The sequence below is a fragment of the Gottfriedia acidiceleris genome, from assembly GCF_002128425.1.
In the GTDB taxonomy this organism is placed as follows: domain Bacteria; phylum Bacillota; class Bacilli; order Bacillales; family Bacillaceae_G; genus Gottfriedia; species Gottfriedia acidiceleris.
On the sequence record NZ_NESS01000006.1, the window covers coordinates 82,808 to 98,201 of the forward strand.

Annotated in this window: 12 protein-coding genes; all 12 read left to right on the plus strand. The window is 35.4% G+C overall.

Translation table 11 applies throughout. The features are described 5' to 3' along the window. Positions 1-336: 336 nt before the first annotated feature. The 12 genes from B6K90_RS12910 to B6K90_RS12965 all read left to right on the plus strand — a co-directional run bounded on the left by B6K90_RS12910 (position 337) and on the right by B6K90_RS12965 (position 15,326). The gene (locus tag B6K90_RS12910; RefSeq protein ID WP_088013184.1) at positions 337-1,671 is read left to right on the plus strand and encodes an aspartate aminotransferase family protein; all 1,335 of its coding nucleotides are present in this window, start codon (positions 337-339) and stop codon (positions 1,669-1,671) included. Beyond that, a complete protein-coding gene (locus B6K90_RS12915; RefSeq protein WP_088013185.1) occupies positions 1,668-2,366 on the plus strand; it encodes a 3-oxoacid CoA-transferase subunit A in 699 nt (232 codons plus the stop codon). The genes B6K90_RS12910 and B6K90_RS12915 overlap by 4 nt, the downstream gene beginning before the upstream one ends. Further along, on the plus strand, positions 2,351-3,013 hold the full coding sequence (locus tag B6K90_RS12920; RefSeq protein ID WP_088013186.1) for a 3-oxoacid CoA-transferase subunit B: 663 nt from the start codon (positions 2,351-2,353) through the stop codon (positions 3,011-3,013). The genes B6K90_RS12915 and B6K90_RS12920 overlap by 16 nt, the downstream gene beginning before the upstream one ends. 15 nt (positions 3,014-3,028) lie before the next feature. Beyond that, the gene (locus B6K90_RS12925; RefSeq protein ID WP_088013187.1) at positions 3,029-4,342 is read left to right on the plus strand and encodes a peptidase; all 1,314 of its coding nucleotides are present in this window, start codon (positions 3,029-3,031) and stop codon (positions 4,340-4,342) included. Continuing rightward, positions 4,320-5,183, plus strand: a complete 864-nt coding sequence (gene ablB / locus B6K90_RS12930; protein WP_088013188.1) for a putative beta-lysine N-acetyltransferase — start codon at positions 4,320-4,322, stop codon at positions 5,181-5,183. The genes B6K90_RS12925 and ablB overlap by 23 nt, the downstream gene beginning before the upstream one ends. 65 nt (positions 5,184-5,248) lie before the next feature. After that, complete coding sequence (locus B6K90_RS12935) at positions 5,249-6,637, plus strand: sigma-54 interaction domain-containing protein (protein ID WP_088013189.1); 1,389 nt, start codon at positions 5,249-5,251, stop codon at positions 6,635-6,637. Positions 6,638-6,891: 254 nt separating this feature from the next. Continuing rightward, a complete protein-coding gene (kamA, locus tag B6K90_RS12940; RefSeq protein ID WP_088013190.1) occupies positions 6,892-8,322 on the plus strand; it encodes a lysine 2,3-aminomutase in 1,431 nt (476 codons plus the stop codon). After that, on the plus strand, positions 8,322-8,600 hold the full coding sequence (locus B6K90_RS12945; protein ID WP_088013390.1) for a YokU family protein: 279 nt from the start codon (positions 8,322-8,324) through the stop codon (positions 8,598-8,600). Before kamA ends, B6K90_RS12945 begins: the two co-directional genes overlap by 1 nt. A gap of 184 nt (positions 8,601-8,784) precedes the next feature. After that, positions 8,785-10,206 (plus strand): amino acid permease, encoded by a 1,422-nt coding sequence (locus tag B6K90_RS12950; RefSeq protein ID WP_139840733.1) that lies wholly within the window; start codon positions 8,785-8,787, stop codon positions 10,204-10,206. Between the two features lie 495 nt (positions 10,207-10,701). Next, a complete protein-coding gene (gene licT / locus B6K90_RS12955) occupies positions 10,702-11,535 on the plus strand; it encodes a BglG family transcription antiterminator LicT (RefSeq protein WP_088013192.1) in 834 nt (277 codons plus the stop codon). A gap of 405 nt (positions 11,536-11,940) precedes the next feature. Further along, a complete protein-coding gene (locus B6K90_RS12960) occupies positions 11,941-13,803 on the plus strand; it encodes a beta-glucoside-specific PTS transporter subunit IIABC (RefSeq protein ID WP_088013193.1) in 1,863 nt (620 codons plus the stop codon). A gap of 77 nt (positions 13,804-13,880) precedes the next feature. Then, entirely contained in the window at positions 13,881-15,326 is a 1,446-nt protein-coding gene (locus B6K90_RS12965) for a glycoside hydrolase family 1 protein (RefSeq protein ID WP_088013194.1), read from the plus strand. The last annotated feature ends 68 nt before the right edge of the window (positions 15,327-15,394 follow it).

A 15,394-nucleotide genomic window follows, 5' to 3' on the forward strand; every position in this document is an offset into this window, starting at 1 on the left:
GGCAGCAGAGAATCGTACTCGACGTTATTGCCAATTTTAGGAATTAGGTATAAGTGTAACTACGCCTCTGACTTCTCCTAAAAGGATCGTCAGTCGACGAGTTTTCTTTATATAAATATGTAAATGGCCACTGGTTGGGGCGGGCAACTATCTGTACAAATCTTTTGTTAAGAAGTTAAAGCAGTTAATTAAATTTTTGAATACATAGGTCAAGTGAAAAAAATAAAAAGGAAGTAGCTCAAAAAGCAAGAATACTAAAAAATAGCCTCTATTTAAATTTCCAATATTTAGTAGTGTGGCTTTTTTCGTTTTATATAAAGAAGGGTGGGGAAAAAGATGGATCGAGATTACTTAATTAAACCATTGCTTGGCCAGCATTACCCTATGATTTCTCATGGAAAGGGTGTGTACCTATTCGATAAAGATGGAAATCGCTACATCGATGGTTCATCTGGTGCAATTACAGTAGGAATTGGTCACGGTGTTGAAGAGATCATTGATGTGATGACTGAACAAGCGAAGCAAGTATCATTTGTTTACCGTTCACAGTTTACAAGTGAACCTGCAGAGAAGCTAGCAAAGAAGCTGAGTGATATTACACAAGGTGATTTAAATTGGACGTTCTTTGTTAATAGCGGTACTGAAGCAACAGAAACTGCTATGAAACTAGCGATACAACATTACCAAGAAAAGGGAATGAAGGGGAAGAATAAAATCTTATCACGCTGGATGAGCTACCATGGCATAACAATTGGAGCCTTATCCATGTCGGGTCACCCTTTACGACGTCAACGTTTTGTACCAATATTGGAGGATTACCCTTCAGTTTCACCACCGTATTGTTATCGCTGTCCTTTCGGCTTAGAACATCCATCTTGTGATTTAGCATGTGCATCCGAATTAGAAACAGCCATTGATCGAATTGGCCCTGAACATATTGCAGCATTTATTGCTGAACCAATTATCGGTGCTGCAGGTGGTGCGATCGTACCGCCTAAAGGATATTACCAAAGAATTAAAGCTATTTGTGATAAGTACGATATTTTGCTAATTTCCGACGAGGTTATGACCGGCCTTGGACGTACCGGAAAAATGTTTGCAATGGAGCATTGGGGTGTCCAGCCTGATATCGTAACGCTTGGAAAAGGATTAACATCTGGATATACACCGATGGCTGCAACAATTGCTAGCGATCGAGTTATAGAACCAATTATGCAAGGTTCAAAGGTTGTAATGAGTGGACATACATTTAGTGCCAACCCACTATCAGCTGCAGTTTCATTAGCTGTTATTGAATATGTTGAGAAACATAATTTAGTACAAGCCGCAAAAGAAAAAGGTAATTACCTGATGAACAAGCTCCAAAGATTAAAAGAGGAATTTCCGTTCATAGGAGATGTTAGAGGAAAAGGTTTATTAATCGGCATTGAATTTATTCATGATATAAAGTCGAGTTCTTTTATTCAAAAAGTAATGAATAAAGGTTTACTTTTATACCCTTCCGTTGCTGGAAAAAACGGAAAAGAAGATTGTGCTTTCATGATTGCACCACCTTTAACGATTACTTATGAAGAACTGGATGAATTGCTTCAAATTCTTACAGAAAGTTTAAAAGAATTGGAAAGGGAACAATCCCAACTAACTTTGGCAGCTAAGGGGGAAATTGTATGAATTTAGTTGAGAATACTTATAAAAAAATAACAACACTGGAACAAATCCATCAATTTTTTCATGATGAAATGACACTAATGGTTGGAGGATTTGGAGGAGTAGGTTCACCGCCAACTTTACTTCAAGCATTATTTGAAAGTGGAGTTAAGGATCTTCACTTGATTTGCAATGATACTGGATTTCCGGATATTGGTATCGGAAGGATGGTAAGGAATGAAAGGATCAAGTCAATTGTGACATCACATATAGGATCGAATCCGTTTGCAGGAAAGTTAATGACAGAAGGTAAGCTTAATGTAGAATTTTCTCCGCAAGGTACTTTAGCAGAGCGTATCCGAGCTGGAGGAATGGGGCTTGGAGGAGTATTAGTTGATGTAGGTCTTGATAGTATGGCGGAAAACAGTAAAGAGAAAGTATCTGTAAAAGGTAAACAATTTCTAGTTGAAGAAGCACTTAAAGCAGAAGTTAGTATTATTTTTGCGAAGAAAGCTGATCCATTTGGCAATTTGTTTTTTGACAAGAGTGCAAGGAATATGAATCCTCATATGGCTATGGCAGGAGATATTACGATTGTAGAAGCGGAAGAAATCGTTCCACTTGGCTCGTTGGATCCTGAGGAAATCGTAACTCCGGGTGTGTTTGTTGATTACATAATTTCATCAGAAGGAGTGAACTGGAAATGGGCATGGGAATAGACTTTCGTCAAAAAATTGCAATGCGAGCTGCTAAGGAAATAAAAAACGGAATGATCGTAAATTTAGGTATCGGAATTCCATCCATTGTTCCTGATTACTTACCGGAAGATGTACATGTTATGTTTCATGCGGAAAATGGCGTTATGGGAATTGGACCGAGTCCTGAAAAAGGAAAAGAAGATGAAAACTTATGTAATGCAGGTGGTTTCCCGATAACGATCTTAAAAGGTGCTAGCTATTTTGATAGTGCTACTGCTTTTGGCATTATACGAAGAGGTTTACTAGATTTAACAGTTCTAGGAGCATTACAAGTTAGTGAAAAAGGAGATTTAGCTAACTGGATTGTACCTGGAAAGCGTGTACCAGGAATAGGTGGTGCGATGGATTTAGCTCAAAAAGCTAAAAGAGTAATAGTCGTTATGAATCATACGGATAAAGCTGGGAATCCAAAAATTGTGAAAGAATGTAGTTTGCCATTAACTTCAAAATCCTGTGTAGACTTAATCATAACGGAAATGGCTGTTATTGAAGTTGTCAATGACACTTTAGTGCTTAAAGAACTAATGAGTCCATATACTGTAGAGGATGTAATCAAAAATACTGGTGCAGAACTAGAAATCAGTACGGATTTAAAAATGTTTATATAGAAAAGGGTGAAGAGGATGAGTCATTACAAAAAAGTTATTCAAGATTATATAAGTGAGCATAAAGCTAAAACAATTGATCTTCTTAAACAGCTAGTTATGGAAAATAGTGTCTCTGGTAACGAGAGTAAGGCACAAGCAATTGTCCTTGAAAAATTGAGAGAGCTTGAATTGGATTTAGACGTATGGGAACCAGATCTAAAAGAAATGAAAGAGCATCCTTATTTTATTTCTACAAGAGATAGTTTTACTGGTAGTCCTAATATTGTCGCTACGCTTAAAGGAACGAGCGGAGGAAAGTCCATGATTTTAAATGGACATATAGATGTTGTTCCAGAAGGTAATATTCAGCAATGGACTTACCCACCTTACAGTGCAACCGTAGTGGATAACAAGCTTTATGGGCGCGGGGCAACTGACATGAAAGGTGGAAATGTTGCGCTAATTTTAGCAATTGAAGCAATAAAAAGAAGTGGAATTACGCTAAAAGGTAATGTCTATTTTCAAAGTGTAATTGAGGAAGAAAGTGGTGGAGCTGGTACACTTGCTACAATATTGCGAGGATATTCAGCTGATGGTGTTATTATCCCTGAACCAACAAATATGAAGTTTTTCATTAAGCAACAAGGATCAATGTGGTTCCGTCTCAATGTAAAAGGTAAGGTAGCACATGGAGGTACTCGTTACGAAGGTGTAAGCGCTATCGAAAAAAGCGTACTCATCATTCAACAAATCCAAAAACTTGAGCAATTACGAAATGAGCGAATAGCTGATCCATTATATGATGGAGTACCGATTCCAATACCAATTAATATAGGAACAATTCATGGGGGAACATGGCCATCTTCTGTATCTGATCTAGTTACTTTAGAAGGTAGATTTGGAGTAGCACCAAATGAAAGATTAGAAGATGCGAAAAAAGAATTTGAGAATTGGATTAGTAATATGAAAGATCTTGATGATTGGTTCGTAGAAAATCCTGTAGAAGTAGAATGGTTTGGAGCAAGATGGGTTCCTGGTACTGTTGAAGCTGATAGTGAATTAGTGCAAACTTTGCAACGAAACTACCTAGAAACAATGAAACAAAACCCAGTAGTTGAAGCTGCGCCATGGGGAACTGATGGAGGATTATTTACACAAATTTTAAATATACCGATGATTGTCTTTGGACCAGGTGAGACAAAAGTAGCGCACTACCCAGATGAATTTATTGATTTAGATCAAATGTTTTTAGCAGCAGAAATCATTGCTTGTACATTAATTGACTGGTGTGGAGTTGAAGGCCAACAACATGAAGGTGAGGGAGCATATGAAAACGAAAAAGTATTATGAAACAATTAAGATTCAACAGGAAAACTACTATTTCGAAGGTGCTTTGGATTACTTTAATGAGCGAATTCGAGTTGATTTCTACTTAGGGAACGTATCGCTACTAATCGAGAGAATAGAAAAACTAGCAAAAGAAAACAAATTTACTAAGTTAATTATTAAAGTAAGAAGTGAACATTTATATTCCTTTTTACAATCAGGATACATGATTGAATCTGCACTGAAAGGCTATTTTCAAGGTAGTGATGGTTTCTTTGTTACGAAATATGCTAGCCAGGATAGAAGAAATAGTCTTTATTGGGCTGCTGGAGATGACATTTTAGATGCTGTTTTAAAGAGTGATCGTTCAAAAGAGAAAGTAATTCCTGACGATTATGTTATACGAAGAGCTGAAAAAAATGACTCAAAAAAACTTGCTAAATTATATGGTCAAGTTTTTAAGGTATATCCTACACCTTTAAATGAATCCACTTATGTAGAAAAGACGATGGATGAAGGGACTATTTATTGGGTTTATGAGAAAGATGGAAATATTGTAAGCGCAGCATCTGCTGAAGTTGACTTCGGACAAAGAAATGCCGAGCTTACAAATTGTGCAACACTTGAAGAGCATCGTAAGCATGGATTGATGAAGGAGTTAATGAAGAAGTTGGAACAGGATTTAGTAAGCCAATCAGTTTATTGCTCTTATACGATCGCACGGGCATTATCATATGGAATGAATGCAGCCTTTCATCAATTAGGATATAAGTATACTGGAAGAATGACAAACAACTGCTATATTTTTGATAAATTAGAAGATATGAACGTATGGGTGAAGGATCTTTCAAAAGTAGTCTTTTAATGTCAAACTGCCGAAAAATGAGCGTGAAATTGCCAGATTTCCGGCAGTGAAAGGATGATTATGAAATGAACGCAACAATTCCAACTAATCAAATGATTAGTGCCATCTTAAACAGTATCGATGAATCAATTCACGCAGTCGACAAAAATGGAATGACGATATTTTATAATCAAGTTGCGGCTGACCATGATGGTGTATCAGTTGAAGAGGTTCTAGGAAAGCATGTACTAGAAGCTTTCCCTTCTTTAACGAAAGAAACAAGTACTTTACTGAAAGTACTAGAAACAAGGCAACCGATTATTCAACAGCCTCAACGCTATGAAAATATTAAAGGCCAATTCATTGATACAGTTAACACGACAATTCCAATCATTTTGGATGATCAACTGATCGGTGCTGTTGAAATTGCAAAGGATTATTCTACTATTAAATCACTTGGTGAGAAGGTTTTAGACTTACAAGCGAGGATTAAACCGCCAGTTAAAAAAGGAAAAGCTAAACAAGTTCATTCATATACGATTTCAGACATATTAACGGATGACCCTGCTTTAATGGCTGTTAAGAGTCAAGTTGAAAAGGTAGCAAATGCAGACTCTGCAGTACTGGTTGTTGGTGAAACTGGAACTGGAAAAGAGCTTTTTGTACAGTCAATTCACCATATATCAAATAGAAGTGAAGGCCCTTTTATTGCTCAAAACTGTGCTGCTTTACCAGAATCATTACTGGAAAGTATATTATTTGGTACGACAAAAGGTAGTTATACTGGAGCTATCGATCGAGCAGGTTTATTTGAACTTGCAGACGGTGGAAGCTTGTTTTTAGATGAATTAAATTCGATGCCTTTAGAGCTCCAAGCCAAGCTACTAAGAGTACTAGAGGATGGAGTTGTTCGCCGAATAGGTGATCAAAAGACTCGAAAAGTTAATGTAAGGGTAATCGCTGCAATTAATGAATCACCTTTAGATTGCGTTCAGAACGGTATTATGAGACCGGATTTATATTATCGTTTGAATGTGTTTTCTTTGTTCATACCTCCGTTAAGAGAAAGGAATTATGATATAGAGTTGCTCACATCTCATTTTGTTGAGCAATTTAATGAACGCTTCTCAAAGAATATTCGAAATGTAGAACATACCGTATTTGAGCTATTTCACCAATACAATTGGCCTGGTAATGTCCGAGAACTAAAGCATACGATTGAGCATGCGATGATTATGGCAGAAGGGCATACTCTTACGGTTAAACATCTACCAATTCAACTACAGCAGATTAAGAAAAGTACTGAGACAAAAGGAGTTCAGCCTTTACGTTCTGCAATGCAAGAAATGGAAATTTCACTTATAAAACAAGCATTGCTACAAACAAATTCCAATATTCAACAAGCCTCAGTACTACTTGAAATACCTAGGCAAACTCTTCAATATAAGATTCAAAAGTTAAATATCGTAGTATAAACTACATTTTAATCTTCTAAAAAAACTAGTTTTAGCACTTCATTCAATAGCCAAGCCGCCTAATTTTAGGCGGTTTTATTATTTTTAATTCCTCTTGGGAAGAAACCATCTTAAGATTTTAGCTTTAAAAAATAAAAAAACAGGCTGAATAGTTTGAATTTTCTATATTTGTGGCGATTTTATTAAATAATTGTAAATTTTTGGCACGGCTCTTGCTATATATTAAAACAAACAGTTTGAAAGGGGATGTAAGTATGGTAAATGCAGTCTATGCTCCAAAAAGACATTGGAAAGAAGTTGAATTATGGAAAGATGTAACAGATGAACAATGGAATGATTGGGTTTGGCAACTTACAAATACCATCAAATCATTGGATGAGTTAAAGCAAGTAATTAACCTCACGCCAGACGAAGAAGATGGGGTACGAATTGCGACAAAAACAATTCCACTAAATATTACCCCATATTATGCATCGTTAATGAATCCGGATGACCCACGTTGTCCAGTTCGTATGCAATCAGTTCCAATCTCTGCGGAGATTCATAAAACTAAGTATGATTTAGAGGACCCTCTTCATGAGGATGAAGATTCTCCTGTACCAGGTTTAACACATCGTTATCCAGATCGTGTCCTATTTTTAGTAACAAATCAATGCTCAATGTACTGTCGTTACTGTACTAGACGTCGCTTCTCAGGACAAATTGGAATGGGAGTGCCAAAGAAACAACTTGATGCTGCTATTAATTACATTAGCAACAATCCTCAAGTACGAGATGTACTTATTTCAGGTGGGGACGGTCTTTTAATTAACGATAATATTTTAGAGTATATTTTAAAAAATTTACGTGAAATTCCACATGTGGAAATTATCCGTATTGGTACAAGGGCACCTGTAGTATTCCCGCAACGTATTACTGAAAATCTTTGTAATATCTTAAAAAAATATCATCCAGTTTGGTTAAATACTCACTTTAATACTTCAATCGAAATTACAGAGGAATCGAAACGAGCTTGCGAAATGCTTGCAAATGCTGGTGTACCTTTAGGAAACCAAGCCGTAATCTTGGCTGGAATTAACGACAGTGTACCAATTATGAAAAAGCTAATGCATGATTTAGTTAAAATCCGTGTTCGTCCGTATTACATTTATCAATGTGATTTATCAGAAGGAATTGGACACTTCCGTGCGCCTGTTTCAAAAGGTTTAGAAATTATGGAAGGATTACGCGGCCATACTTCTGGATATGCAGTACCAACATTTGTAGTAGATGCGCCGGGTGGTGGAGGAAAAATTTCTCTTCAACCAAATTACTTAATTTCTCAAAGTGCTGATAAAGTTGTTCTTCGTAATTTTGAAGGTGTAATTACTACTTATCCAGAACCACAAAATTACGTACCAGGTAGAGCAGAAGCATACTTTAAAGAAATTTATCCTAATATGGATGAAAAACGTTCCAATGCAGGAATCGCAGGATTAATGAATGAAACAAAATTCAATCTTGTACCAGAAGGTTTACAACGTATGGAAGTTCGTAAAACATATGCAACAAACCCAGAGCATGCTTCTTTGAAAGATAAGCGCGATAAACGCGACGAATTAAAAGAAAAGAAATTCCAAGCACAGCTAACAAAAATCCAAGTTAGTGAAAAGCTAGTAGGAAGTGCACAAGGAGACGCTGAATGATGAAATGTCAGTGGTGTGAATCAGCTAACATAGTTGAATCAACAAATACGGTCTACTGGGAACTTCCTGATGGTACTAAGGCAATTGAGATTAAAGAAACACCATGTATCATTTGCTTAAATTGTAAAATAACATATCAAACAGATGATACTGTTAGTGCGATTGAGGAGCAATTATACTTAATCGATACTAAGCTGCTTGGTAAATCAACTTCATATAATGGGTTGATCGAGCAAGAAAGATTACTAAAGAGGAATTATTTTGACTTTTCCAAATAAGAAATGAGAAGCGACCATTCGCTTCTCATTTTCTCTAATGTTCAAACTTTTCCTAAACAACCGATGGATGTTTGAAAAAAAGCAGAAAATTATCGAATCCAAAAAACGACTGAAAAGGAGTATTTTAATGAAAAATACGGTAAACACAATTACAGTCATTGATTCTGAGAATCATATTCCTTCTATGCCTCAAGAGTTAAAGCGTGGATTAAAACCACGCCATATTACAATGATTTCACTAGGAGGAACAATTGGAACAGGTCTATTTTTGGCAAGTGGAGGTGCAATCCATAATGCAGGACCAGGTGGTGTTCTTGCGGCGTACATAGCGATTGGAATAATGGTGTACTTTTTAATGACAAGCCTTGCTGAGATGGCTACATATATGCCAGTTGCCGGATCTTTTAGTACATATGCAACAAAATTCGTTGATCCTGCACTTGGTTTTGCACTTGGTTGGAATTACTGGTATAACTGGGCAATTACTATAGCAGCTGAATTAGCTGCAGTTACAATGGTTATGAAATTCTGGTTACCACATACATCCTCACTTTTATGGAGTTCATTATTTTTAGCTATTATCTTTCTGTTAAACTATCTGTCTGTTAAAGGTTTTGGGGAATCAGAATACTGGTTTTCTATTATAAAAGTTGTTACAGTAATCATTTTTTTAATTTCGGGATTTTTAATGATTTTTGGCATTATTGGTGGAGAAGCAGTTGGGTTTAAAAATTTTACAGTTGGTGATGCTCCATTTCATGGTGGATTTATGGCAACGCTCGGAATTTTTATGGCAGCTGGCTTCTCTTTCCAAGGTACAGAGTTATTAGGCGTAGCAGCAGGAGAGAGTGAGGAGCCCGAGAGAAATATTCCTCGTGCGGCCCGCCAAATATTTTGGCGTATTTTATTGTTTTACGTTTTATCTATATTTGTAATAGGTCTACTAATACCATACACAAATCATAATCTAGCAAGTGGTGACGTAGCTGTTAGTCCATTTACGCTAGTTTTTGATAAAGCTGGTATTGCATTTGCAGCGTCTGTCATGAATGCAGTTATCTTAACAGCGGTTTTATCAGCTGGAAATTCAGGAATGTATGCTTCAGCTCGAATGCTGTGGGACATGGCTCGTCAAGGGAAAGCTCCAAAAGCATTAGGTAGGCTAAATAAAAGGGGTGTACCTGTTAATGCACTACTGATTACAGCGGCAGTTGGTACATTAGCTTTTTTAGCATCTTTATATGGTGACGGAGTAGTTTACATTTGGTTACTTAATGCTTCAGGTATGTCTGGTTTTATTGCCTGGCTCGGCATAGCGATTTGTCATTATAGATTCCGTAAAGCTTACTTAGCACAAGGGAAGGATTTAAATGACCTACCGTATAAAGCGAAATGGTTCCCATTCGGACCAATATTTGCATTTGTACTATGTGGAGTCGTTATTCTTGGACAAAACTATTCAGCATTTATGGGAAACACAATTGACTGGAATGGTGTACTTGTTTCATATATAGGTTTGCCATTATTCCTTGTTTTGTGGATCGGATATAAACTCATAAAAAGAACAAAAATTGTTCAGCTTAATGAGTGTGATTTGGAGAATTGAGCCTGATAGATATATTTTACTAGATAAAAAAGCTTTTAATTGTAGGGACTTTAATAGTTTGGAGATGTAATTCGCAATTGAATTGACATCTCTTTTTTATTTTATCAGCATGACTTTATAGCACATATGCAACAGTAGTTTCGAAAGTACTCTGCCATTGCTATTTGGAATAAACTAGCAGATCAAGATAGTAACAAATACCCTGGTATTTGTAAGTAGATAGCAATTTTATACTCTCTGAGAATCAAAAAATAAAAATTTCTTGTTTATAAATATAATATTTTTTATAATTATCTGTATCTTATAAGTAAAAGGATTGTTACTGCAATGCAGGCAAAACCTAGATGATCAATGTCTTGATGTTAAACATTGATTATTTAGGTTATTTTTATTTATAGGTAAAAATGTAGTTAAATTGACCGATAAAAAGAGAAGATATAGTATAGAAATAATAAATGATTTCGAAAATAAACAGTCGCAAGAGAGGTGAGATAGATGATCATCCATAAAGTGATTAATAACAATGTCGTAAGCGTATTGAATGAGAAAAATAAAGAAATGGTTGTTATGGGAAGAGGGTTGGCCTTTAAGAAAAAACCAGGCGATCCTGTTGATGAGCAACTGATTGAAAAGGTTTTCAAGTTGGAAAACAAGGATTTATCGGAGCATTTTAAGAAGCTGCTTGAAGAAATTCCTTTACAATATATGGAACTATCAGATGAAATTATCCGCTTTGCAAAAGAGACATTGGGAAAAAAATTAAGTGAAAGTATTTATGTGTCTTTGACAGATCATATTCATTTTGCTTTATATAGACAGAAGAATGGGCTGGAAATTAAGAATCCTTTACTTTGGGAAGTAAAACGATTGTATAAGGAAGAATTTTCGGTTGGTAAACATGCATTAAATATTATTGAGCAAAAAACAGGCATTTGTTTACCTGAGGATGAAGCAGGTTTTATTGCTTTGCATGTAGTAAACGCGGAATTGAATGAGGAAATGACAAACATTGTAAATATTACAAAGTTCATTCAAGAAATATTAACTATTGTAAAATATCATTTTAAAATCGAATTTGATGAGGAATCTTTAAACTATTATCGGTTTGTCACACATCTAAAATTTTTTGCTCAAAGGATTTTTAGTAAAACTTATTTAAATAATGAGGAAGACTTTCTGTTTAATACAATCAAAGAGAAATATAAAGATGCCTCTATTTGTACAGAAAAAATCAAAGATTTTGTTCTAAAAAAATATGAGTATGAATTAAGCACTGAAGAAAAACTTTATCTAACAATTCATATTGCCCGCGTTGTAAATAGAAATTAATTTTTTGATGAAAGCGTTGACAATGTTGATTTACAGTGATAATATCAAGTTATCAATTAAATACATCCGATTTTATAGGATTGTTACTGGTCGTGCAGGCAAAACCTAAATTGTCGTCTCTTATGTTTTTCGAGGCGTGCAGTTTAGGTTTTTTGTTTTATAAGGACACGTTTGATCCGGACAAAGTGACTTGAGGCCGGGCCAGTTTACATATCGTTGTATTTGATTAAAAACTAAATAACAAAAATCAGGATTGTTACTGGTCATGCAGGCAAAACCTAAATTACAAGTGTGTATTGTTATTTTTACATGCATCTGTAGTTTAGGTTTTTTATTTTTCTAAAATAATAATTCAAAAAAACTATAATATTTTTGGAATTTTCCATAATTTGAGGAGGGGTATTTATGGATTATAAGAAAACTGCAAGTGAGATTATAGATTTAGTCGGTGGGGAAAGAAATATAACCAATTTGATTCATTGTATAACTAGGCTTCGCTTTAATTTGAACGATGATAGCATTGCAGATAAAAACAAAGCTAAAATCGAAGCGATTGAAGGTGTCATGGGAGTAAACAGAAGTGGTACTCAGTTTCAAGTAATCATAGGAAATGATGTTGTAAAAGTATTTGATGAAATTAATAAACTTGCCAATATTAATTCTGGTAGTTCAGAAGGCAATAAAAAGACTAAAGGAAAAGGAATAGGAAGCATTTTTGATGTAATATCTGGAACATTCGCACCAATATTACCTGCAATCACTGGAGCAGGTATGATCAAAGCAATTCTTGCTATTCTTTTGACATTCCACTGGATTTCAGACAAAAGCCAAGCTTATATCATTATGAATGCTATAGGAGACGGTGCATTCTACTTCATACCGTTCTTAGTTGCTTTTAGTGCAGCCAAAAAGTTTGGGTCCAATCAATTTGTTGCAGTTGCCGTCGCTGGTGCCATTATGCATCCATCCATTACAGCGTTATTAAATAGTGGCAAACCAGTACACTTTATCGGTCTACCTGTAACGGCTGTAACATATGCATCTTCCGTTATTCCGATTTTATTAGCAATTTGGATTGCATCTTATGTAGAAAAATGGACTGATCGCGTAACTCCGAGCATGGTTAAACTGATTATTGTACCAACTGTTACTTTATTGGTAATGGTTCCAATCACTCTAATTGCTGTTGGTCCACTAGGTGTAATCATTGGTAGCGGTCTTTCAAAAGGTGTTACTTTCTTATATGCTCATACTGGCATTTTTGCAGGTCTTCTGCTTGGAGGTACATTCTCTTTAATCGTTATGACTGGAATGCACTATGCGTTTCTTCCGATTGTAGTTGGAAACTTAAGTACAAAAGGATACGATACAATCCTTCCAGCTATGTTTATGGCTAATATGGGGCAAGCTGGAGCGGCTTTTGCAGTATTCTTAAAATCAAAAAATAAATCATTTAAATCATTAGCACTTTCAGTTAGTATGACAGCTTTAATGGGTGTAACAGAACCAGCCATGTACGGTGTAAATATGAGACTTAAAAAGCCATTCATTGGGGCATTAGTCGGTGGAGCAATCGGTGGAGCTTACTATGCATTGATGGCCGTTAAATTATACGTTATTCCAAGTAACGCTGGTCTTCCAGGAATTCCTTTCTTTATTGGTGAAACATTTGTTTATGCGTTAATCGGTTTACCAATTGCGTTTATCGCAGGTACAATTGCAGCGTACTTTATTGGCTTCGAGGATGTAGAAGTAAAAGAAGACAAAAAAGAAGAAAAAATTGTAAATGAAGTAAAAAACGTTGATCAAAACCGTATCCAAGAAGTAGTAAGTCCTTTAAATGGAAAAGTTGTACCTTTAACGGATGTTAAGGATGCTACATTTTCAAGTGAAGCTTTAGGGAAAGGTATTGCCATCGAACCTCAAGAAGGAAAAGTCGTTTCTCCTGTAAATGGAGTTGTTACAACTTTATTTAGAACGAAGCACGCGATTGGCATTACATCTGAAAATGGAATTGAAATTCTAATTCACGTTGGAATGGACACAGTTAAATTAGATGGGAAATTTTTTACAGCACACATTAGCCAAGGGGATGAAGTGAAAGCTGGAGACTTACTAGTTGAATTTGATTTAGTAAAAATAAAAGAAGCAGGATATGAAGTTACAACTCCTATCGTAATTACAAATAGTACTAATTATCTAGAAATAAATGCAGTAAATAAAGAAAACGTTAAAGAAAATGAAACACTTTTAACGATTTGTGGTTAATTTAGAAAACGGTTCTGACTGTTGAATTTAAAGTTTGCAGTCAGAATATTTAAATAAAAAATATGGAGGAGAACATTATGACAAAAATTAACTATTCATTTCCTAAAGGATTTTTATGGGGAGGAGCAACTGCTGCCAATCAATTAGAAGGTGCTTATCAAGAAGGTGGAAAAGGGTTAAATTTAGCAGATGTTATGCCTGGAGGAAAAGTAAGACTAAAAGTCATTCAGGAACCAGGGTTTGATTTTAAAATAAATAAAGAAAAATATGTCTATCCAAATCATGATGGAATTGACTTCTATCACCGTTATAAAGAAGATATTGCACTTTTTGCAGAAATGGGATTTAAAACATATCGTATGAGTATTGCATGGAGCCGTATCTTTCCAAAAGGTGACGAATTAGAGCCAAACGAAGAAGGTTTAGCTTTCTATGACCTTGTGTTTGATGAACTAAAAAAATATAATATTGAACCGGTTGTAACAATTTCTCACTATGAAATTCCATTACACTTAATTACAGAATATGGTGGTTGGCGTAACCGAAAAGTAATCGAATTCTTTGATCGATATGCAACAACATTATTCGAATACTATAAAAACAAAGTAAAATACTGGTTAACTTTTAACGAAATTAATGGTGCAACGCATTTACCACTATTAGGTCTTGGTTTTTCACCTGAAAGTAAAGAAACACAATTGCAAGATAGCTTCCAAGGGCTTCATCACCAATTTGTAGCAAGTGCATTAGCTGTAAAAGCAGGACATAAGATTATCCCAGGTAGCCAAATTGGTTGTATGCTTGTGTATGTTCCAACTTACAATTACGATTCAAATCCTGAAAATGTAATGTATGCACTACAAGAGTCTCGTTTGTGGAATAATTACTGTGGCGATGTACAAGTTAGGGGAGCATATCCAGCATTTGCAAAACGCTACTGGAAAGAAAATGGTATTAAATTAGACATTCAAGACGGTGATTTAGAAATCATTAAAGAAGGTACAGTTGACTTCATCTCGTTAAGCTACTACATGTCACGTACAGAGAAAAAACATAAAACACCTGAAGAAATTGGCCAAGGTAATTTAGTTGGCGGAGTTAAAAATCCATTTTTAAAAGAAAGTGATTGGGGATGGGAAATCGATCCAACTGGTCTTCGCATTGGATTAAATCAATTATATGACCACTACCAAAAACCACTCTTCATCGTAGAAAATGGTCTTGGTGCATACGATCAAATTGAAGAAGATGGTTCGATTAACGATGATTACCGTATTGATTACCTACGTAGTCATATTCAGGCAATCGGTGAAGCAATCGAGGATGGTGTTGAACTAATGGGTTACACTCCATGGGGATGCATTGACTTAGTCAGTGCGTCTACTGGTGAAATGTCTAAACGTTACGGCTTTATTTACGTAGATAAAAACGACGATGGAAGTGGAACGTTAGAGCGCAAAAAGAAAAAATCATTTTATTGGTACCAAAATGTCATTCAAACTAATGGAGAACAACTTGATTAATTAAAGATATAAGTAATAACGTACATATTTGTAAATGAATATGTACGTTATTTTTATATTAATCTATT